The sequence below is a fragment of the Alicyclobacillus sp. ALC3 genome, assembly GCF_028751195.1.
Classification (GTDB): Bacteria; Bacillota; Bacilli; order Alicyclobacillales; family Alicyclobacillaceae; genus Alicyclobacillus_L.
Genome location: NZ_CP066784.1, coordinates 148557 through 170323 on the forward strand (window position 1 = coordinate 148557; position 21767 = coordinate 170323).

The window sequence follows — 21767 nt, forward strand, 5'->3', positions numbered from 1 at the left end:
CTGCAACGCACCGTCTACCCTATTCGCGGCGCGCGAGCTCAATTCCTTCCGTGATCTGCAAAGCGAGATCACAAATCGTTTGAAAGTCATTAGCTGACAACGCACCCGTCTGGTCAACGGTGAACCAGTGCACGCGCTCATCCCGCAGAAACCAAGACAACTGCCTTTTCGCCAGCCTGCGAGTCGCCTGCTTAATCGCAGCGACGGCCTCTTCTTCCCTGGTTTCCCCCGTCACATATGCGGCCCACTCTTTGTAGCCGATGGCCTGCATGGCCGTTGTGTTGCGCGTACAGCCGGTGTCGAGCAACTGCCGAACTTCCGCGTCTAGTCCTGCCGCGACCATGGCATCCAAACGCGCGTCCACACGCCTATATAAAGCCGCCCGATCCATGACTAGGCCGACCTGCACCGCGTTGTACCTGCCCCCTTTGGCCCGCCACTCGTAGGTCTGAGACAACTCTTGTCCACGCAACTCTGCGACTTCCAGAGCACGTATGACCCTGCGCGTGTCATTGGGGTGGAGGCGATTGGCAGAAGTCAAATCGACCTCACAAAGGCGCCGGTGCAGTTGTGCGCTCCCGTGTTCGAGTAGATACGCCTCCCACTTCGCTCGCACGCTCGCCGAACCGGCTTGCCGGGCGAAGTCGAGGTCCTCAACAATCGCGCGAATGTAGAGCCCCGTTCCGCCGACGACGATGGGCAGACGACCGCGCCGGATGATGCCGGCGATGGCAACGTCCGCATGCGTGACCCAGTTAGCTACCGTAAACGACTCGTTTGGTTCCACGAGGTCGAGGCCGTGGTGTGGCACCCCCTGCGTTTCTGACTGCGTCACTTTAGCCGTGCCGATGTCCATGCCGCGATAGACCTGCATGGAATCTGCAGACACTACCTCTCCGCCAACCGCTCGCGCGACCTCGATGCCAACGTGACTTTTCCCGACACCCGTTGGCCCGACAATGCACAGCACAGGTGCCCGCGAAGCCGTTTTCATCAGCTCATCTCTCCTCGCGGTTTCTTCCACACGGCAAAAGCTGTGCGTCCGTGTGGGCGGTCCGGGGTAAGACCAAACCGCTCGAACTCCCCGAATCCCGGCCGTTCCTTCAAGACGACACACCTGCGCGCCACGCGTTTCGCCTCCCGCCATGCGTCGTCCTGTACGGCCAAGGATGTCGCGAACGAGCGCACGACCTCCACCTCCGAACGCCGCTTCGTGGCGTGCCGAAACATCGGGTCGAAGTACACGACGTCCACACTGTTGTCAGGTTGTTCAGTCAACCACAAGTTGTGGTCAGTGTGACGAAGCGTGATCGCGGACGCGTCCCGCCTGAGGTTGTTGACTGTATCGGAGTACCAAGCGGCGCCGCTCGTCAGCGCATCTTCGAATAAGCGCAAGAGCGGCCACGACGACTCAAGAGCGATGACGTGTCCCGCCCGTCCTACAGCCGCCGCAAACACCAAGGTATCTGTGCCTCGACCGAGTGTCGCGTCGGCGACGGTATCGCCAGGACGAATCTCGGCAGCAAGAAGCAGCCGCTCAGGTTCACCCCTTCGCCACTGTGCGATGCGCTGCCAAGCAAAACTAGGGTGAAAGTAGAGGCCTTCGTCGCCCGATTCGGCGGTGTAGAGCACTGGCTGTCGGTCTGCAACGATAACCACATCAACGCTCTCGTCGGCGAGCACCTGCGCGATGCTGCGGTCCCCTCGCGCAACCTGAGGACAACAGAACCACTCAGCGAGCCGGCTCGCCTCTGCCAGAGCGCGAGGCGTCTGCTTCCACGGCGTCGTCACGACAGCGGCAGAGGGCTGTGCAAACCCCATTCCCGCGTCGACGGGCGGCCCAGGGTGAAGTACGTGATCACGAAACAATTCTACGAAACTCCTTCTCCAGTACGGTGTTCGACAGCTGAATCAAGATTGGTCGTCCGTGCGGACAGTGAAACGGATCGGCCAAGTCGGAAATGGCCCGACAGAGCGCGTCCATCTCCGGTCCTGCGAGTCGATGGTTGGCTTTAATCGCGGCTTTGCAGGCTTGCGTGACAATTCTGTCCCGAATCGCCTCCGCTGCACTCTCTGGCAACCGCTCGTCCGCGAGTGATGAAAACAGACCTTCGGCCAGTGCGCTAATGTCCAGTCCCTCCCACACTTCCGGGACACTGCGCAGCAGGATGTCTGCCCCCCCAAACGGTTCCCACTCAAAGCCAAGGTCAGTTAAAACTTCCCGGCGCTCGTTGATGACTGCCAACTGGCGGGGGGTCAAGCGAAACGTCAGGGGTGTCAGCAGCGCCATCCGTCCACCGATGCGACTGCGCACTTGAGCGTCAAACCGCTCATACAGCACGCGTTCGTGAGCAGCGTGCTGGTCGATGATGTACAGGTTCTCCCCATCTTCGGCCAAGATGTACATGCCAAGCGCTTGACCGATGGGCCGGAGTCGCAGGCGCTCTGACAAGGGGTCTCGCACACTCGGTTGCTCGCTTGTTGTTGAATCTGCCTCCTGGCGGAGAGGTGCCACGTCTGTGTCCTGAGGCTGGTGAGGGGACTGCTTCTCCGCAACCACCTGCGAGTCTGGTTGCGTTGGCGAACCTGCCAGCGGGGCTAGCGTTGCCGCAATCTGCTGTTCGGTGATTGCAGTTGAGCCTTTGTTCTGGCGCCAGTCTACCTTCCCTCGCGCTAGCTGTGCGTCCCGAGTTGGCTTCGTGGCCTCGAACGGAGTTGGCGCCTGCTCGCGCACCAGCGGTCGAACCCCGTCTGGGAGCGTCAGTTTCGTCTGCGTGCTGCGTTCGTCCGGCACCCGCGTGTGCAATTCGACGTTTGGAACCAGAAACGCACTGTCAAGAGCGGCTGCCACAGCGCTCGTGACCATACGGCAGACATCCTGCTCTTCGCTGAACCGCACTTCTGCCTTGTGCGGGTGAATGTTGACATCGACTAACGCCGCGTCCATCTCGAGGTTCAAGACATAAAGTGGGTGCTTACGCGTCATTAGACGCGCACCATACCCGGCAACGACGGCCTGATGGACTGCGTAGTTGCGAATGGGACGGTGGTTCAAAAAGATATGACCGTATGCCCGCGTTGACTTTGCCTGCGTAGGTCGTCCGATCCAGCCAGTGACTTGGTAGTCTGGGCTCTCGCCGCGAACGGCCAGGAGTTGCTTCGCTTCGCCCGGAGCAAACACGTTTGCGGCCACATCGAGCAGGTTGGACCGTCCTCCGGATTGAAAGACTATGTGCCCACTCGTCTCGAGCGTGAACGCCACGTCTGGCCGCGCCAAGGCAGCCCGCTGCACGACCTCGACACAACGGGCCTGCTCGGTATGTACGGAGCGCAAGTACTTCAGACGGGCTGGCGTATTAAAAAAGAGGTCGCGCACCACTACCGTTGTGCCGACTGGTACGCCAATCGGTGCAGGGTCGCCGTGAAAGCGTGACCCCTCCACCTTCACTTCCGTGCCCGCTTCCGCCTGCCGCGGGCGTGTCTGCAGAGTTACTCGGGCGACAGCCGCAATCGACGCGAGAGCCTCGCCGCGAAAGCCCATCGTCGCGATCTTCAACAAGTCGCGCGCTGTGCGCACTTTGCTCGTGGCGTGCCGTGAAAAAGCCAGCAGTGCATCTTCCTCATCCATTCCACAGCCATCGTCTTGTACCGTCATGGCAGCAATGCCGCCTTCCTCCAGAGCGACTCGAATTCGCGTCGCTCCTGCATCGAGGCTGTTTTCAATGAGTTCTTTAACACAGGCCGCAGGGCGTTCGACCACTTCACCCGCCGCAATCTGGTTGGCCAAGGCCTCCGGCATCACTTGGATGTTGCCCATGACAACGCCTCCTTTGCGCGGTCGGTCAGAGCGAACAGAACCCTCATTGCCTCGCGTGGGGTGAGATTGTCGACGTCGAGTTCCGCCAGAGCAGTCACCAACTCCGTCTCTGCTGCCGACGCAAAGAGTGACACGGGCTGCGCATTAACGCCTAGACCCGGCCCATCTGTACCCTCACTCGCTGCGGCTGTCGCCATGTACGTCGAATGCATGTGCTGCGCCTCGCGCAGAACAAGTAATTCCGTTGCGCGCGCCAACACTGGCGCAGGAATGCCTGCCAACTTCGCAACCTGTATCCCATAGCTCTTGTCCGCAGGGCGAGGCACGACAGTGTGCAAAAACGTGATGTCACTTCCCGATTCACGCACAGCGACAGAGTAGTTGACGACAGAAGGCAACTGCTCTGCCGTTTCCACCAACTCGTGATAGTGCGTCGCGAACAGCGTGAGCGGTCGCTGCCCTTCTTGCTGCAGGGCTTCCATCACCGCTTCGGCAATGCACAAGCCGTCATAGGTACTTGTGCCCCGGCCAATTTCATCGAGCAGCACTAGACTCCGGTCCGTCGCCTGTCTGAGAATCTGCGCGAGTTCCACCATTTCGACCATAAACGTACTCTGACCGGCGCCAAGGTCGTCGGACGCGCCGATGCGCGTGAAAATCCGGTCGACGACGCCGATTTCAGCCGCAGCCGCAGGCACGAATGAGCCAATATGCGCGAGCAAGACGATAAGCGCGACTTGCCGCATATAGGTGCTCTTGCCAGCCATGTTTGGACCCGTCAGCAATATGAACGCCTGGTCGCTCCCAAGTCTGACATCGTTCGCGACAAACTGTCCCGGGAGCGCCGCCTCGACGACAGGGTGCCGGCCCTGCTCAATCACAAGCCCACGTTCGTCGGAAATACGCGGACGTCGGTACTGCTGTACTGCCGCGACTTCACCGAGCGCGCACAGCGCGTCGATCACGCCCAAATGGCGCGATGCTTGTTGCAGGTCTGCGAGGCGCGCCATCACCTGGTCGCGCAGCGCCACGAACAGTTCGTACTCGCGGAGCACGGCCTGTTCCTCGGCGTGAAGGATCTGCGCTTCGCGCTCCTTGAGTTCCGGAACCACATAACGCTCGCCCGTAGAAAGTGTCTGACGCCGCTCATACTCTGTGGGGACCAAGTGCTGATTCGCCTTGGACACTTCAATGTAGTACCCAAACACTTTGTTGTACCCGACTTTGAGCGCCTTGATCCCGGTGCGTTCCCGCTCGCGTTGCTCTAGCGCAGCCAGCCAAGTTTTCCCTTCCTGGTTGGCGCCCTTTAGTTTGTCGAGCAGAGAGTCAACACCTGTTCGGATTATCCCGCCATCCCGTACTGAAACAGGGGGTTCATCAACGAGAGTTGTGAGCAGTCGCTCTGTCAACTCCGCACAGTCCGGCAGAGCCTGTGCAGCTTCTTGCAGCACCACGCTGTCACTCTCCGACAGTGGCCCAGCAAACAGAGGCAGCGCCGCGAGAGACCTCGCAATCGCGAGTAAGTCGCGGCCATTCGCCGTTCCGAGCGCCACTTTGCCAGACAGCCGGTCCAGGTCATACACCGAGCCTAGTGATTTTTGCACGTGATCGCGTAAAAAGACGTCTTCCACAAACGCCTCGACGGCATCGAGCCGCTCTTCGATCGCGCTGTTGCGTCCGAGCGGGCGCTCTAGCCACTGTCGCAGCGTACGGGCACCCATCGCTGTCTTCGTGTTGTCGAGCAAATCGAACAGTGATCCCTTGCGCTGTCTCGAGCGGCTGGTTTCGAACACTTCGAGATTGCGAAGTGCCGCGTAATCGAGCACCATACAGTCTTCCTGGAGCAAATTCTGCGGCGACCTGAGGTGTGCCATCGAGAGCCGCTGCGTCTCTTGCACGAACTCCAGCGCAAGCGCAAGCGCTTCGGTGGCAGCAGGTCGCAGACCGAGGTCAAGCGGTGTTAAACTCGCCACACCGTACTGACTTCGCACCGTCTCGGCAGCCCATTCTAGAGAATGTCTGTGCGGCTTTCGCATTGTCAGTGCACAGATATCGAGAGTCTTCCGCCACGGCTCCAGCCAACGAAACGCATCGTCCTCGGACGCCGATTCGTAGACCAGGATTTCCGCGGGTGGCCGTTGGAGCAACTGCTCGCGGATGACTTCCATCCGATCGGTCTCGGCAGTCCAGACGGCGCCCGTTCCTACGTCGATCATCGCAAGCCCGTACGCCTTGTCCGCTCTCACAACTGCAGCTAGCCAACGCAACAGAGCCCCTTCGTCGTACGTGGCGGTACCAGGAGTCACGACGCGCACGACCTCGCGCTTGACCAGGCCTTTGGTCTGCTTCGGGTCCTCCGTTTGATCACACAGCGCCACCGAGTAACCGTGGTCAATCAAGCGGGCAATGTACTGTTCAACGGCGTGGAAGGGTACACCGCACATTGGGATTCGACCGGCGCTGCCTGCATCCCGCCCTGTCAGCGTGATCTCCAGGACCCGACTCGCTGTCAGCGCGTCGTCAAAGAACAGTTCATAGAAATCGCCAAGCCGGAACATCAACAGCTCGTGCTGGTAATTCGCTTTGATATCGAGATACTGCTGCATCATGGGGGTGTGTGACACCGTGCAACCTCCTCGGCTGATGGGGGGATGTCGTTACTTGCCGCAGTCGCACCCATTGCCGCCGTGCCCGTTGCCACACCCCTGGCGCGGCCCTAGTTCGACTGGTACCTGGTCAGTCAAACGCGTCAAAAGTAGTTGCATCACGCCCTGCACCATTTCGTTCAACTCGTCCTTCGCTTCAAGGTACTGCAAGGCAACCGGGATTTCGCCCATTTTTTGCTCGACATCTTGCACATCTTTACGAGCAGTCTCCACCTTCGGATGCAACGAATCAAACCGTTCTTCCAAAACCATCTGGGCGTTCGTCTTCAACTTCAACTCTTCAAACAGCGCCTGAGCACGCTGGTTTCGCTCCATTTTGTCCCGCGCCTGCCAATACCGATGAGCTGCATCCGAGCGAGCGATTTGCGTCGCAATCCGCGCTGCCTTCTCCTCTAGAACGTTCTGCATCATCAAACCACCTCCTCTGATTGCGCGACGAGTCGCCCTTTGAGCGTCCACGTCTGTGGTTCCAGCACCTCGACACTCACCAAGCGGCCTGCCAGCGAGAAATCGCCTGGAAACAGTACCAGTTTGTTGCTGCGGGTCCGACCAGCGAGTACATCCGGGTTCGTTTTGCTCTTGCCTTCCACCAACACTTCCACGACCTGCCCAGAGAGCCGTTCGTTGTGGCGGCGACTGATTTCGTACTGAAGATCGTTCAAGCGCTGCAAACGCTGTTTTTTGACCTGAAGTGGCGTCTCATCGAGAAAATCCGCAGCCGGCGTATGTTCACGTGGTGAGTAGATGAACGTAAACGCATTGTCGAACTGGACTTGTTCAACGAGCGACAGCGTATCTTCAAACTGTGCGTCGGTCTCGCCTGGGAATCCGACGATAATGTCGGTCGTCAGGACGACATTCGGCATCTTGGCGCGGATCTTCGCGACGAGTTCGAGGTAGAATTCACGCGTATACGTACGGTTCATGCGTTTCAGCACCTGGTTGTTGCCGGACTGCACGGGCAAGTGAATGTGCTCGGTTACACGGGGCGACTGTGCAATCGCATCGATCAGGTCGTCAGTGAAGTTCCACGGGTTGGAAGTCGTAAAACGAACGCGTTCAATCCCCTCCACCTCGTTTACTTGCCGAAGTAGCTCTGCAAACGTGGTGTCACCGAGGTCAACACCGTAGTCATTGACGTTCTGGCCGAGCAACGTGACTTCTTGAACGCCGCTTTGCGCCAGCAATCGCACTTCTGCCAGGATATCCGCAGGCAGCCGACTGCGCTCCGCACCCCGCGTATAAGGCACAATGCAGTACGTACAAAACTTGTTGCACCCGTACTGAATGTTGATCCACGCCCGAACGGCGTCCTTGCGCGCTTTCGGGAGGTCCTCCACGGTCTGAGCCGCACGGTCCCACACTTCCATCACGGTCTCCTGGCTTGCGCGCGCGTCTGTGACGAGTTTCGGCAAGCGGTGAATGTTGTGCGTACCGAACACGACATCAACCCACGGAAACTTCGTCTGCACAAGTTTCTGCACACCTTCCTCTTGTGCCATACAACCACACAGACCAAGCAACAGTTCCGGGTTTTGCGCTTTGAGCGGACGCAGGCGACCAATTTCTCCGAACACCTTGTCTTCCGCGTTCTCACGCACTGCACATGTATTGAAGAGGATGAAGTCCGCTTCTTCATCCTGCACTCCCGCTTCATATCCCATGGCTAAGAGCAGCCCGGCCATAACCTCCGTGTCGTGTTCGTTCATCTGACAACCATATGTCTTGATCACGTACCGATACGGCGACCCATCTGCCTTGCGCCCAACTTGAAAGTCTTTCGCGAGCGCGTCCGGATCAACATAGACTCGCTCGACAGGGTGTTGCCGATGTGTACCGAAAGTCAGCCCCGCCCCTGGGCGAAGCCGTCCCGCTCGCAACTCTGTGATCAGGTTTTCCACCCAATTCACCTCACTGTTTTATGAGAAGCGCGCTCTTGCGCGTCAAGCATGGAGAATCTGTCGATATAATATCATGATACCACACAGAAGAGGCAGGTCCCGGCCTCCACCAAGACCTGCCTCCTGTTCCACCTGTTCCATTCGAGCGTCAAAGCTGTCACAAGTGCAGTTGTCCAGTCAGTGAGACCACTGCGGTTCCCCGTACGTACACAGCCAATCCGTCGTCAAGCCGTGCAGCGCGCCCGTAAACGACACTGGACCGCCCCATTTCGTAGCCCTGTTCAAAAGCGAATGTCGCACCTGCGTCAATCACGTGCGACCGATACAACAACGCTGTCAATGCGCCTGTTGCAGTGCCCGTCGCAGGGTCTTCGGGCACACCCACAGCTGGTGAAAAGTCCCGCGTATGAAAGTCGTGGCCTGGTTCGACCCCACCTCGAGCGTACACGTGGGTACTAGCTGCACCGAGGCTCTGATTCCACGCTGACAGGCGCCCCAAGTCAGGCTGCAGTTGTTGCACGGTCGCGACTGTGCGCAGCGGGACAAACACGTCCCACAGGCCGGTGTAACTCATGCCCATTGGCAGGTCGTCATCGATCAGTGCAACGCTTATCCCAAGCATCTGCGCAGCAGTCAAGGCGTCGAACGCTCCGTCTCGAAACTGCGGCCTGGCCTGTCCCATTTCGGCCCACGGCTGCCCATCCGACCAACCGTAGCGGATTGGCAGCACACCGACGTTGGTTTCAATTTTACACTCCCCCACTTGCGCCCCGGCAGCGTCCACTCCCGTCATCAAGCGTCCTGCCGCCAGGAGCCCTGACACGGAGCCAATCGTCGCGTGCCCACACAAATCCACCTCACTCGTGGGGGTAAAATAGCGCAAGCGGAAGTCTGCCTGTCGGCTGTCCTTGGCCGACAGCACGAAGGCAGTCTCCGATGCGTGAAGTTCGCTCGCAATCGACTGCATCTGTGCCGCTGACAAACCGTCAGCGTCCGGTACAACACCAGCCGGGTTGCCAGTCAGCGGCCGATTCGTAAACGCATCCACCAGCCAAACCGTTTTCGCCATCTGCATCGCCTCCAGGCGGGACGCAACGTCCCTCCCGGTAGTTTAGACGATCTCAACCGGGCTGTGCACGCGTAACTCTTCGAGATGTTCCAGCACCCCCTGCAATGCCCGTTGCCGGATGTCTGGTTCGTCAAATTTCATAGGTTTCGCGTTCGCTTCAAAGAACCAGATATCACCTTGACGGTCGATCCCGATATCGATCGACATTTCGCCGAGGGCCCCGCTGTACTGCCGATCGACCGTGTGGGCCAACTCCACTGCAGCTTCTTCAAGGCTGCGCTCGACCATCGCGGACCGCGTCCCAAACCACTTTTGAATGACCGGGTCGGCAGCCATAATATACCCGCCGTTCGGAACGTGCGTGGTGATGACGCCCTTGCCGGCAACACGAACGCCTACCCCAGTCACGCTCCAGCGGCCAACATGCTTTTGCAGCAACACACGAAAGTCACATGGACTCTCGTTCCACTCAATCAGCGGAACTGCTGCCTGCAACACGTAATTGCCGCCGAGGCGCTGGCGCATGATGTCCGCCCACAGGCCTTCGAAGCGGTTGGAAGGATAACTTTGACAGACCGAGCCTTTCATCACGGACAAACGGTATCCTTCAACGGTTCGCTCCGCCAACATCATCCCGTGCCCAACGCTCCCGCCTGACGGTTTTAAATACACGCCACGGTGGCGCGACAACAACCCCCGCAGACGAGCCATGTCAAGCGATGTCACAGTGTCTGGCAAGTAGCGCGAAGCCCTGGATGCCGCAATCGCCTGGTACAGTTCCGCTTTGTTGAAATAGGAAGGATTGAACATCGGGATGCCAAGGCTTTGAAACCGTGCCCGCGCCGTCCCAACGACCGGCAAACGCTCAAGAAACCGCGTCGGAATGCGGTTGTATACGGCTTGCGGGTACGGACAAGGGAGTGCGATCCACTTGCCTGTGCCGATTCTGACGTACCCTCGCCACCACGTATCCTCAGTCACGCGCGCAGCTGGTAAGACGTAGACAAATTTGCGTTCACGTCTCGCAGCGCGCAGCAAGTCGCGGTATTCGGCGCGGTTGCCGTGAAAAGGCTTGCGGTGCGACCCCGCCAAGATTGCAAAGACGGAGCCCGCGACCACTTGCTCACCCTGTTTTCTCAGTTCCACCGGGTGTCGGTAAACCACGTTCTCAGGAACGGCCCCCCACCACGGCACCTGCACGTTGGAAACAGCGACCGTCAGAGCCCCGCCCGTGCCAACTGATTGGCGCCGAAGTGCAAATCCTCCATGTACGCCAAGGCGGATTTGCCCGCCAGTGCGAGACCAAACGAGTTCCCCGTTCGCTGCATTGCTCAACTGCGTTCACCCCCAACCAGACACCTGTCAAAACACGACGAGGTAGTAACCCCACGACAGCAAGTCAGCCAGTAGCTTGTGTCCCTCTGCGCCGACGCGGTTTGCGAACACGCTCTGGCTTGCGCTCTGCAAGTGGTAATCCCCACGCCGTTCTTACATCCTGCGCCTCATCCCACGTCCAACCGCTTTGAATCATCTGGTACAACCAGTCGAGGTGGTCGCGAAACCGCTCATAGATCGGCAGTTGGCGCAAATGGCTAAAGTTGCGCTCTACGATCGGCAAGAGCGCTGGGGTGTCTCCACGATAAAACGCAATCTGCACATTCTCCTCATATAAGTCGAAGACTGGCAACTCGCGATGGTACGTCGCAACAATATATGCAAGGCAAAACGCCGCGGTTGTGACATCCGGATCAATCACGAAACTCGCTGGCGTTCGATATTCAAAGCCACCGTAGTCCTTGAATCGAACATCGCCGAGCGCTCCGTACTTCGGGCGCCGCAGCTGAGAGGTACGCTGGTCTTCCACCATCATCAAAGGCAGGCCCAAATAGTTATCCAGCGCCTTGACGAGTTGACTGGAGAACGACACATTCGAGAAATGCATATGCATGCCCGTAGAGTAGGGACGAAACGGCATACTGCCTCCTCGCCACTCGACTTGTCGACGGTTGATGGTTCGCACGGCTTCCAACATCGTCTCGCGCAGTTTGTTAACGAGTCCGAGCGGACTCGGGTCAGGGTCCGGACGCAGCTCCATGAGCGGGAGTCGCTTGCCGTCAAATTGCACACTTCGGTCGTCGCACCCAACCTTGCCCTTGCGGGAAAAGTAGTTGCTTGCGAGTACCATCTTCCCGCTCGGACTTCGCAGCATCAGTTCGACATCGGTGCCGAGCACGACATTCGTGATTGGCTGCCTGCCGTGTCGTTCGTATCGCTCCATCCATGACTGCACTGCATCGCTGTACAGTTCGAGCACACGCCCCTCGAGCACCGGCCGCGCCGTGATGTCGATTACGTGCAGCAATCCTTTTGGAGACATGCCAATGCTGACCATGCCAAAGTCGAGACCTACGGCATGCAGCGCGCGAACGGCCAAGTGAAGAACGCGGCGGGTCACTTTTTCATCGTCAAATCCAATTTCTCGAAACGAATCCTGGATACGTGCAATTCTGTTGTTGATCCAAGCGGGACTCGTATCTGACCGAAAGCACGCAAGCGGCGTCAGGTCGAACAAAGGTACGCGGTACTGTCTTGAGAACCGTACACTTGGGTTTGCGGTACCGGTCTTGCTCTGCTCAGGCTGCGCAAATCGGATGCCCGTGCGGCGCAACAAGCGGCCCATCGCTGCGCGCGACTGCGTGCGCAAGACGGCATCGCGAGGGTTCAGGACTAAACCTGCGCCCGGGTCACTCTCATCTGTTGCTCCCCAACGTATGACGACGTCATGAAAGTCAACCGCGCTTGCCGATCGGTAGGATGCCAGACGTGAAACCCGCCGTTGCAATCGTCGTGCAGACGGCTGCCCAGCATGCAGCAAGTAGCACGCCACCGGCCACATCTCCTTTCTGAGTCGCAGTCAACTTCTATTGCGCTAACCAGACGGCGTACTCGATCGGTCGTGTGAACGACAAGTCTACAAGGTCCTGCCGTCCTTTTTCTGTAGTTGGTGATTTCCACGGTTTAGAATTCGCCTCAATCACCCAGATGTGACCCGTTTGGTCGACACCAATGTCTAGTCCCATCTCTCCGAACACCTTCCCTGAGGACTTCTCCATCACCTCTGTGACGCGACGCGTCACGTGCATCAACTCTCGTTGGCAAGCTTTCGCCTGTGCCTGCCTTTTAAACACCTCGGTGAACACCGTATGCACCGGGAGTGCCTCTCCGCCACTACTTATGTTCGAGGTGAAATCGCCTACTTTTGCGACCCGGGCAAACATCTTGGTGCGCCGCCACTCGCCGCTTCCGTCGCGTTGCAAGAGAATGCGGATGTCAAAGGGTCTGTCTTGGTACTGTGCCAGCGCAATTCCCTGCTGAAGGACATACGGCCTCGCCGCCAGGCGACTGCGAAAGACCTTTACGACTTCCTGCGCGTTCGGTGACGAACCATGCATAGGAGGTTGCTTAGCCCGTTTCACGTCGTAATTGCAGGAGCCGTCTGGGTGACGGACGATTCGTACGATACCAAGCCCTAGGCTGCCGTGTACCGGTTTGAGGAATGTGACTGGGAATCGCTGTAGAAAACTTACAGCTACCGCCGCCTGGGTATATCGCACAGTCTGCGGAATGTGTGGCCGTAAACTTTTGTCTTGCTGCAGCCAATCGTGAACTGCCCACTTGTCGAAGAAGCCATCGTTGAAAATCCTCTGCCCGTAGAGGTTAGACAGTTGCTCTCGGAGCTCGGCATAGCCCTTGCTGCGCTCTCGTTTGCGGGAGACCATCTGATCGTAAATGACGTCCGGCAGCGGCAGTCTGCGTCTTTTCCAACCGTCCGAAGTCTTGATGTAGCCGAGAACGGTTCCGTCTTCAAAGTCCACTTCGTCCATGCGAAACAAGTAGCCTAATGCTTTTTGTTCAGATGCCGCCGCGACCAGCTTCTCCAGCGCCTCGAGAGCTCGGTTGCGCACAAGGGTGTGTTCCTTAGGCCGCCACGTTGGATGACACAAGATGCCAATGAGCGGGCCAATGCGGATTCGGTTCGGCCTCACCGTCGCAAAGAGCGCCGAATCCGTACCGTTAAGGCACAGGCGTCTGCTGACAGCCTCGGTCATCACTAGCATGTCACGGGGAACATTGGTGTCCACAAGGACAGCAACTTCCGTACTCTTGACGCTGCAAAAGCATGTAGTCATCCCGAGACCAAGGCGCAGGCGGGCCCGTCTGTCGGGGTGCAGGTAGACGAGCGATTCAGTACCCGGAACTGTGCGGATTCTAAGCTGTTCTTTGCCGTCCTCCACCCGAACACCCCCCTTTGCCTAGTCGACCGATGCCGAGAAACCGGTCGCGTGGATAGCATATTCAAGCAGGGTAGCGAGTGACATCTCTCGTAACTCAGGCGATAGCTGTCTCAGCATTCGGCGGCCAGGTGTGGGGTTGACTTCAAAGATCGCCAGTGTGTCGTCGTCACGCAGCGCCATGTCAAGGCCGGCTTCAGCAAATTGTCCAAATCTCCGTGTCAATTCGCTCGCGACGGCAAGCGCCGCGTTATCTAGTTCTCGGATCACTTGACTTCCACGCGTGCCGCCGAGTTGCTCACGAAGCAGCGTCACTGCATCCACCGCCTCACCACCCGTGTGAATGTTCGTCGTCACGGCCCCGTCCTGGCCGACGCGCGCTACTCGCGCCATAATCATGGGTTCATCGACAGACTGAATTAGCCAACGCAGGTCAAACGGCTGGCCGTAGCGTGTAGTCGGCAAAGTCACGGTGTCTTGGACCAGACAACGCTTCAACCCAGTGCCTTGCCAAAATTGACGAAAACCAGCAATGCCGTCAAAGACCTGGCTCCGTACACTCATCGGCCGGACGGCTCCGTTCACCTGATGCCCGATTGGAGCGTCGCCCCGAGCGGAGGGTTTTGCGCGATTCGCAGACGACACTTCCCACGACGCCCGAACTCGTTTACCCTCTCGATCAAGTCGGACTACGGACACTCCCTGTGCGCCTGAAACGGGTTTCACATACACATTGTTGCGGTTCAAAACTGCTCGCCAAACCTGTAATGCGTTGGTGGCAACCGTCGACCGCGGCGCAAATGGCCGCAGTTGCGGAACACTTTTCAACAACTGATAGAAGAAAAACTTGTTGCTGCAGGTTGCCGGCAAGGTGTGTAGTCTGGCCGTCCGGCTAAACCAAGCCAAGTCGGCTCTGGCAGTCTCCTGGTCTCGCTGTGCAAAAGAACCTGATCGTCTGATCACGCCATCGGGTGTGGGCAAGAGGCACGTACGCCAAGAGTGGCTAGCGATATCGTAGCGCCAGCCCTGATGACTCTGGCGGAACCCTGGTCCAATCACGACAAGGTCGACGCCTCGACGCCCTGCTTGTACCGACAAGTCCTCGAACAATTGCGTCTGTTCTCCGAATCGTCTCCGCTCGTCGGACGTGGTCCTGGCGTACACCGCAAAACACGGACCAAGACGCCAGTCACCGTCCGCTTCGTCTGAGCACAACCAGCATTGTTGTTTGGGCAGTCGGAGAGTCGTTGCTATAGCTGGGCTGACAGAGAGTAAAAGTTGCTTTTGTCCCGCTTTGCTTGCGCGTCCCTGCACCTTCATCAACTGTACTCGGCCAACGGTGACCGTGCGGTCCGCATACCGCAACGTCCGCGGGAAGTTTGCCTTGGACCAACCTGAAAGCCTGATGCCAGCCCCAGACAGACGTTTGTCGACTGTCACCTCTACCAGCATGAAACTCCCCTCTTTCAGGACGGACTGACCTCTACTGGAATAAAAAAAGGGGCGTTGCCGCCCCTCTGTCAAACAGACAACCTTGGCTGTCGAGGCCTTGGCTGTACTCGGTCAGTCTTCAATCTCGACTTCTTCGATCAACGCGTCATCCTCGTCGTCGACAAAGTCCTCATCTTTTTTCTCATCTGCCAATTCACAAGTCACAACCAACAGTTTCGTCTGCCCCGTTACTTCAACACCGATCTCTTTCTCCACGCGTACGAGGATCTCCGAACCGTTCCCCGTGACGGTCGCGTCCAGGCAATTCGGAGCCTGAATGATTCGCACGTCGACTTTTCGGCTGTCTCGGTCGGCAGTCGTGTCGAGGTCGCGCAGCGCAATTTGCTCGACATAGGAGACGGTATCCTTGGCAACCGCCGTTTCCGAATTGCTGTTGTAGGAGTACCATACATTGACGTCAAAACGGCCATGGACTTCAACGTAGTCTCCCACCAAGTCTGCGTCACAGGTGTGGTTCATCACCCAGCATCCGCCAATCGTACTTGGGCGATTCGTGGGGCGCACAGTATACGTCGTCTGCGAATACTTGCTGCCCCGCCCGCACACCGCATTGGCTACAACTTCGCGGTAACTGAGGTCTTTGTTTGAGAGCACCATGCGGCAACCTCCTCTGTCATGAGCGTCACCGGACATCTGCCACAGTGGCATTCGCCCAAGGTGCGCCGGAATAATGCATCAGTATGCTCGGGCGCCGAATTTGGTGCGACTCGCAGGTTCGCCGTGCCCATTTGCAGGTCGCACGGCGCGCGAGCATCCTCGCCCCATCCTATGCCAAGCGCACAGCCACTGTTATTCCGGCGCTACCGACTATGACAGAATCTGTCGCAGGTACCGTTCGAAGTTGCCGGCACATACTTTGGCCGCCACGTTTTCGCCATAGCGCTTTGCGATGCCGAGGCGAAGCGTGCCGTAGTCCGCAGCGGATGATAGCCCCGGCACTGGGTGTGACGTGCCGTCGAAGTCCGACCCAAAGCCCACGCAATCCTCCGCGCCGAGCTCGAGCAAGTGCTCAAGGTGGCGCAAAGCGTCATCCACAGTGACGTCAGACGGGTTACCTAGAAAACTGGCTTCAAACGTCAGTCCAATCCACCCGTTGCGGCGGACGACCTCCTGGATTACGTCATCGTTCAGGTTCCGTGGGTGATTGTACACTGCCCGCGCGTTGGCGTGTGACGCCATGACAGGTGCATCAACGAGGTCAAAAACGTCATACACACCTCGGTCAGATAAATGGGCAATGTCTACCCACATTCCAAGCCGCACGAGTTCACGGACGACCTCACGGCCAGCGCGCGTGAGCCCGGCACCGCGTGGCTCGCGACATCCGTCAGCCAGTTCATTCGCATCGTTCCATGTGAGTCCCATACCCCGCACGCCGAGGTCGTACAAATTGCGAAGCACGTGTACTTGGCCGTGTAAACACCCACCGCCTTCCAGAGACAGTAAACCAGCAATACGCCCCTTCGCCATTGCCGTTTCTGCGTCCTGCCAAGTCCGAACGGCCTCGACAGTGCCACTGGTCACGACCTGCCGATAAAAGCAGTCCAGTTCTCGGAGTACTTGTTCAAGTTGGTCTTGTGGAGACAAATGCGGCCACACAAACAACGCAAACACCTGAGTCCCGACTCCGCCCGCGGTGAGTGCCGTGTGTCCCGCTGACAGGCGGCCATCGTCAAAGGACAACCCCTCCTCGACCATCCGCATCAACACGTCCACATGTGCATCCGCAACTCTCTCACTCACGAACGCGCCCCCTCTCGAAAGATCGCAAACGGCGGAACAGTCCATCCTGTCCCGCCGCAAAACGACACATAATGCCAAATAAAGTCCCAACCGTAAAATGATTAATCAGACATCCATGAACCCGTGAAAGTCAACGAGGTTCGACAATCAGCTTGATCGCTGTACGCTCTTCTCCGTCAATGACGATATCCGTAAAAGCAGGGATACATATTAAGTCCACGCCGCTTGGCGCAACAAACCCACGCGCAATCGCGACCGCCTTGACCGCTTGGTTCAGCGCTCCGGCCCCAATCGCCTGTATTTCCGCCGTCCCTCGTTCACGTAGTACACCTGCTAATGCCCCAGCTACGGAATTCGGGTTCGACTTTGCAGAGACCTTTAATACATCCACTCGGGCTACCTCCTCATCGACATCGAGACTGGGACAATATATCGATATTCGCCGCGTGAGGAAGTATTCCTTTTCACTGTAAAGATTCACAAGCTACCAGGTTCGACGACTTGCCATGGTTCAATCGCGGTGGCTCGACCTTGGTCGTCAAAGTCAGCTTGAACTGCACAAAACTGTCGTGGACCCGATGCCACGGTAAACCGTGTCGGCAGATGTGTGCGCATGCGCCGAATTACACTTTCTCGATCCATACCGAGGATGCCAGTTCGCGGTCCCACCATACCAACGTCTGTCATGTATGCAGTGCCACCGGGTAAAATCTGCGCGTCGGCCGTCGGCACATGTGTGTGCGTTCCGAACACTGCCGATACGCGCCCTGCGTACGCCCATCCAATCGCCAGTTTTTCCGAGGTGGTTTCGGCATGCATATCCACCAGCACATGGTGAACATCTGGGTGCGCGTCGAGAATACTGTCCAAAGTCCGGAACGGACAGTCGAGCTGACTCAAAAACGTGCGTCCCATGAGATTCACCAGAAGTACCGACTTACCCTGGACGCGACAGACAGTGTACCCCTGTCCCGGCGTACCTGGTGGATAATTGGCGGGTCGCACAATCCGCTTATCGTCATCGACCCAATCCGCAAAGTCCTTTTGGTCCCATGTGTGGTTGCCAAGGGTCAACAACTCTACACCTGCGTCGTACAACATCTCCGCGATCTTCCTTGTCAACCCGCGACCTTCGGCCGCATTCTCAGCGTTCGCAACGATAAGGTCCGGTTTTCGCTCTGCCAGACCAGAACCGAGAATTTGAGCGACATACTCGCACCCCGTTCGCCCGACAATGTCCCCAATAAATATGACACGCATAACCAGCGCCCCCATTTCCTCAGTCTAGAGTCCTGACGAAAAAAATAGAGCAGCCGGATGGCCACTCTATTTTGCGTATTCCACGGCTCTAGTTTCTCGAATCACAGTCACCTTGATTTGACCTGGGTAATCCAGTTCATGTTCAATTTTCTTTGAGATATCTCTTGCAACGCGCACCGACTCGGCATCATCGATAATTTCTGGCTTGACAATGATCCGAACTTCCCGGCCAGCCTGAATCGCATAGCACTTTTCGACGCCTTCGTAGGACTCTGCGATCGCTTCGAGTTTCTCTAACCTCTTCATGTAGATCTCGAGCGTCTCGCGACGAGCACCTGGCCGAGCAGCAGAAATGGCGTCGGCCGCAGCCACAATCACCGAGACTGCCGATGAAAATTCGACGTCACCATGGTGGGCTGCGATAGCATTAATCACAACAGGATGTTCTTTGTACCGCTTGGCCAAATCCACGCCAATCTCAACATGCGAACCCTCGACCTCGTGCGTCACAGCTTTGCCAATATCGTGTAACAGGCCGCCACGCTTTGCTAAGGTCACATCGAGACCGAGTTCTGCAGCCATCAGTCCGGCCAAGTGCGCCACTTCAATCGAGTGCTTCAACACGTTTTGGCCGTAGCTGGTGCGGAATTTGAGCCGACCCAGAAGTTTTACCAAGTCTGGGTGCAAACCATGAACGCCAGTTTCAAACGTCGCTTGCTCGCCTTCCTCACGCACCAAGTCTTCGATGTCGCGACGCGCCTTCTCGACCATTTCCTCGATGCGCGCCGGGTGGATGCGTCCGTCTGCAACTAACCGCTCCAGTGCAACGCGAGCTACCTCACGTCGCACCGGATCGAATCCGGAAAGAATGACAGCCTCCGGTGTGTCATCAATAATGAGGTCAATTCCGGTAAGCGTCTCAAGCGTTCGGATGTTCCGCCCTTCTCGACCAATGATCCTGCCCTTCATCTCGTCGTTCGGCAAGTTCACTACGGAAACAGTAATTTCGGCCGCGTGGTCAGCTGCACAGCGCTGAATTGCGGTGGCAATGATGTCGCGTGCCTTCTTTTCAGCTTCCAGTCGAGCTTCCTGTTCAATCTCCTTCATCAAAACCGCGGCATCGTGGCGGCTTTCACGTTCCACCGTCGACAATATCAACTCGCGCGCGTTGTCCTGCGTCAGGCCCGAGATGCGCTCGAGCTCTTTGAGCTCCCTCTGGTGCAGCACTACGATGTCTGAACGCATTTCGTCTAACTGCTTTTCACGGTTTCGAAGTTCGTCTGACTTTTGTTCCAACAGTTCAAGTTTCTTGTCCAGTGTTTCTTCCTTTTGAACAACTCGCCGTTCCAACTTTTGCAGTTCATTCCGGCGTTCACGTAGCTCACGCTCAGCCTCTTGGCGTGTACGATGAGCTTCTTCTTTGGCTTCCAACAAAGCTTCCTTTTGTCGGGCTTCCGCTTCGCGCTGTGCGTCTTCGATAATTTTCAAAGCACGCGATTCCGCGGCGCCAATCTTGGCTTCTGAAAGCGAACGCCGAATGGCATAACCAAGCAACAAACCAACCAATAGAGCTACTACACCCACAAGAATAATCCATACAGCCATCATTCAGAAACTGCCTCCCTGCTCCACAAGGCACACACGAGTCACTGTCCCTGGATGCAAAAACGTCTTCGAGCTAGAGGCCGTATAGCATACGCAGATCAATTGTACCTGTCGGTGTCAAACCTTGTCAAGAAAGTGTCGATTCTGGCACTTGCTTCGACAGACGCACTCTACACGTCCTCAGCGCCCCATGCGTCAGACTGCAATTCACTGAGCACGAGGCGAATGACATCTGACGGAAATCCGCGTCGTTGCAAGTGGAGAGCAAGTTTCACAAGCCGCTTGTCTGGTGGCGTTCTTGCCTGAATCCGCCAGTACTTTTCAGCCACCCGTCGGGCAGTTGCTCGTTCGGCGTCACGTGCCCGCTCACTGTCCACCACTTCGTGTGTCAACTCGTCTGTCACGCCTCGCTGACGCAAGCCGTTCACAATTTGTGCCCGACTCCACGACGTTTGCTTAGCTTCGTGGTAAGCCTCCACGTACTGCTCGTCTGACATCCAGCCCTCTGCGGTCAACTCTTCAACAACTTGCCGGGCAGTCCCTTCATCGACATCCTGACGACGCAAGTGACGCACGACTTCGGTTGATGTTCTCGGTCGATAACGCAAGTAACGAAGTGCGATTTCTCTCATTTCAGACCGTTTAGCCACCTCTTCGAGCTTTCTCACATCACGTGAATGAAGAACTTGACCTACTGTGAGGGAAAGCTCGGTCCAGACGGTTATCGGAATGGCGAGTGGTGGGTGTACGGCAAAGACCACTCTCATCCAGTGAGAGCGGTCTTCCATGGGTTGATAGGATTGAATCAAATCCGGTGCCAATGAATTGTCGAACTCACTCTTCAAAGTCAAACACTTCGTTTTCGGCCGTCGCCTCAACGCTTGTCGTCGAACCGCCGACGTTGTAGTAAACGCGCACTTGCTGTTCAATTTCCTCGGCAATTTCCGGGTGCTCTTTGAGGTACATTTTTGCGTTCTCCCGACCTTGTCCAAGGCGTTCGTCACCAAACGAATACCATGCTCCACTCTTTTGAATGATGTCCACGTCTGCAGCCATGTCGATGATGCTGCCTTCTCGCGAAATGCCTTCGCCAAACATAATGTCGACATCGGCCTGTTTGAACGGCGGTGCTACCTTGTTCTTGACGACCTTGATGCGCGTCCGATTTCCGACCACATCATTACCCTGCTTCAGTGCTTCCGCCCTGCGAACATCCAGGCGCACAGTTGCATAGAACTTCAACGCCCGGCCGCCTGTGGTAGTTTCCGGATTGCCGAACATGACTCCCACTTTCTCACGAATCTGATTGATGAAAATAGCGATTGTCTTCGATTTGCTGATAGCGCCTGCCAGCTTGCGCAGCGCCTGGGACATGAGCCTAGCCTGCAAGCCTACGTGAGAATCTCCCATGTCGCCTTCCAGTTCATTCTTTGGCACCAGCGCAGCCACCGAGTCAACGACGACAATTTCCACGGCGCCACTGCGCACTAAAGCTTCAGCAATCTCCAGTGCTTGTTCTCCCGTATCTGGCTGCGAAATTAGCAATTCGTCAATATTGACACCCAGTTTGGATGCGTATGCCGGGTCGAGCGCATGTTCTGCGTCGATAAACGCCGCTTGTCCACCCCGTTTCTGGACTTCCGCGACGCAGTGCAGGGCCACTGTTGTCTTACCGGACGACTCCGGCCCATAAATTTCCACAATCCGTCCACGCGGCAGTCCACCGACTCCGAGCGCAATATCGAGCGCAATTGACCCCGTTGAAATCGTTTCAATATTCATTGCCGCAGATGCTTCCCCAAGTTTCATGATTGACCCTTTGCCAAACTGTTTCTCAATCTGCTTGAGCGCCATCTCCAGAGCCGCTTGTCGGTCGTTCATGTTCCACCATCCTCCACCATA

Annotated in this window: 18 protein-coding genes; all 18 read right to left on the reverse strand. The window is 57.2% G+C overall.

The genetic code is table 11. The features are described from left to right. Positions 1 to 19: 19 nt before the first annotated feature. The 18 genes from miaA to recA all read right to left on the reverse strand — a co-directional run bounded on the left by miaA (position 20) and on the right by recA (position 21746). Positions 20 to 994 (reverse strand): tRNA (adenosine(37)-N6)-dimethylallyltransferase MiaA, encoded by a 975-nt coding sequence (miaA, locus tag JC200_RS00705; protein ID WP_274434272.1) that lies wholly within the window; start codon positions 992 to 994, stop codon positions 20 to 22. Next, entirely contained in the window at positions 994 to 1869 is an 876-nt protein-coding gene (locus JC200_RS00710) for a class I SAM-dependent methyltransferase (protein WP_274434273.1), read from the reverse strand. Before JC200_RS00710 ends, miaA begins: the two co-directional genes overlap by 1 nt. Continuing rightward, complete coding sequence (gene mutL / locus JC200_RS00715; RefSeq protein ID WP_274434274.1) at positions 1859 to 3817, reverse strand: DNA mismatch repair endonuclease MutL; 1959 nt, start codon at positions 3815 to 3817, stop codon at positions 1859 to 1861. The genes JC200_RS00710 and mutL overlap by 11 nt, the downstream gene beginning before the upstream one ends. Then, positions 3799 to 6441: a DNA mismatch repair protein MutS gene (gene mutS, locus JC200_RS00720; RefSeq protein WP_274434275.1), complete on the reverse strand. Its 2643-nt coding sequence runs from the start codon at positions 6439 to 6441 to the stop codon at positions 3799 to 3801. The genes mutL and mutS overlap by 19 nt, the downstream gene beginning before the upstream one ends. A 33-nt stretch (positions 6442 to 6474) precedes the next feature. After that, positions 6475 to 6894: a YlbF/YmcA family competence regulator gene (locus tag JC200_RS00725; protein WP_274434276.1), complete on the reverse strand. Its 420-nt coding sequence runs from the start codon at positions 6892 to 6894 to the stop codon at positions 6475 to 6477. Continuing rightward, positions 6894 to 8384: a tRNA (N6-isopentenyl adenosine(37)-C2)-methylthiotransferase MiaB gene (miaB, locus tag JC200_RS00730; protein ID WP_274434277.1), complete on the reverse strand. Its 1491-nt coding sequence runs from the start codon at positions 8382 to 8384 to the stop codon at positions 6894 to 6896. The genes JC200_RS00725 and miaB overlap by 1 nt, the downstream gene beginning before the upstream one ends. Positions 8385 to 8541: 157 nt before the next feature. Further along, positions 8542 to 9453 (reverse strand): PhzF family phenazine biosynthesis protein, encoded by a 912-nt coding sequence (locus JC200_RS00735; RefSeq protein ID WP_274434278.1) that lies wholly within the window; start codon positions 9451 to 9453, stop codon positions 8542 to 8544. A 42-nt stretch (positions 9454 to 9495) separates the two neighbouring features. Then, positions 9496 to 10788, reverse strand: coding sequence for a YheC/YheD family endospore coat-associated protein (locus tag JC200_RS00740; protein ID WP_274434279.1), 1293 nt, complete (start codon positions 10786 to 10788; stop codon positions 9496 to 9498). Between the two features lie 64 nt (positions 10789 to 10852). After that, positions 10853 to 12340 (reverse strand): putative amidoligase domain-containing protein, encoded by a 1488-nt coding sequence (locus tag JC200_RS00745; RefSeq protein ID WP_274434280.1) that lies wholly within the window; start codon positions 12338 to 12340, stop codon positions 10853 to 10855. A gap of 34 nt (positions 12341 to 12374) precedes the next feature. After that, the gene (locus JC200_RS00750; protein WP_274434281.1) at positions 12375 to 13748 is read right to left on the reverse strand and encodes a YheC/YheD family endospore coat-associated protein; all 1374 of its coding nucleotides are present in this window, start codon (positions 13746 to 13748) and stop codon (positions 12375 to 12377) included. An 18-nt stretch (positions 13749 to 13766) separates the two neighbouring features. Further along, positions 13767 to 15197: a YheC/YheD family protein gene (locus tag JC200_RS00755; protein WP_274434282.1), complete on the reverse strand. Its 1431-nt coding sequence runs from the start codon at positions 15195 to 15197 to the stop codon at positions 13767 to 13769. Positions 15198 to 15308: 111 nt separating this feature from the next. Then, complete coding sequence (cotE, locus tag JC200_RS00760) at positions 15309 to 15854, reverse strand: outer spore coat protein CotE (RefSeq protein WP_274434283.1); 546 nt, start codon at positions 15852 to 15854, stop codon at positions 15309 to 15311. Positions 15855 to 16064: 210 nt separating this feature from the next. Continuing rightward, positions 16065 to 17000, reverse strand: a complete 936-nt coding sequence (locus JC200_RS00765; RefSeq protein WP_274434284.1) for a dipeptidase — start codon at positions 16998 to 17000, stop codon at positions 16065 to 16067. A 130-nt stretch (positions 17001 to 17130) separates the two neighbouring features. Next, positions 17131 to 17391: a stage V sporulation protein SpoVS gene (gene spoVS / locus JC200_RS00770; RefSeq protein WP_206652915.1), complete on the reverse strand. Its 261-nt coding sequence runs from the start codon at positions 17389 to 17391 to the stop codon at positions 17131 to 17133. Between the two features lie 86 nt (positions 17392 to 17477). Beyond that, positions 17478 to 18260, reverse strand: coding sequence for a TIGR00282 family metallophosphoesterase (locus tag JC200_RS00775; RefSeq protein ID WP_274434285.1), 783 nt, complete (start codon positions 18258 to 18260; stop codon positions 17478 to 17480). 66 nt (positions 18261 to 18326) lie between these two features. Continuing rightward, entirely contained in the window at positions 18327 to 19868 is a 1542-nt protein-coding gene (gene rny / locus JC200_RS00780; protein ID WP_274434286.1) for a ribonuclease Y, read from the reverse strand. 167 nt (positions 19869 to 20035) lie between these two features. After that, on the reverse strand, positions 20036 to 20710 hold the full coding sequence (locus JC200_RS00785; RefSeq protein WP_274434287.1) for a regulatory protein RecX: 675 nt from the start codon (positions 20708 to 20710) through the stop codon (positions 20036 to 20038). Then, positions 20700 to 21746, reverse strand: a complete 1047-nt coding sequence (gene recA, locus JC200_RS00790) for a recombinase RecA (RefSeq protein WP_274434288.1) — start codon at positions 21744 to 21746, stop codon at positions 20700 to 20702. Before recA ends, JC200_RS00785 begins: the two co-directional genes overlap by 11 nt. Between the last annotated feature and the right edge of the window lie 21 nt (positions 21747 to 21767).

Coding starts and splice junctions, on each gene's coding strand:
- JC200_RS00775 (WP_274434285.1), bottom strand. CDS start 18,260: ATGCGTGTCATATTTATTGGGGACATTGTCGGGCGAACGGGGTGCGAG.
- JC200_RS00755 (WP_274434282.1), bottom strand. CDS start 15,197: ATGCTGGTAGAGGTGACAGTCGACAAACGTCTGTCTGGGGCTGGCATC.
- JC200_RS00725 (WP_274434276.1), bottom strand. CDS start 6,894: ATGATGCAGAACGTTCTAGAGGAGAAGGCAGCGCGGATTGCGACGCAA.
- mutL (WP_274434274.1), bottom strand. CDS start 3,817: ATGGGCAACATCCAAGTGATGCCGGAGGCCTTGGCCAACCAGATTGCG.
- cotE (WP_274434283.1), bottom strand. CDS start 15,854: ATGGTGCTCTCAAACAAAGACCTCAGTTACCGCGAAGTTGTAGCCAAT.
- rny (WP_274434286.1), bottom strand. CDS start 19,868: ATGATGGCTGTATGGATTATTCTTGTGGGTGTAGTAGCTCTATTGGTT.
- miaA (WP_274434272.1), bottom strand. CDS start 994: ATGAAAACGGCTTCGCGGGCACCTGTGCTGTGCATTGTCGGGCCAACG.
- recA (WP_274434288.1), bottom strand. CDS start 21,746: ATGAACGACCGACAAGCGGCTCTGGAGATGGCGCTCAAGCAGATTGAG.
- JC200_RS00735 (WP_274434278.1), bottom strand. CDS start 9,453: ATGGCGAAAACGGTTTGGCTGGTGGATGCGTTTACGAATCGGCCGCTG.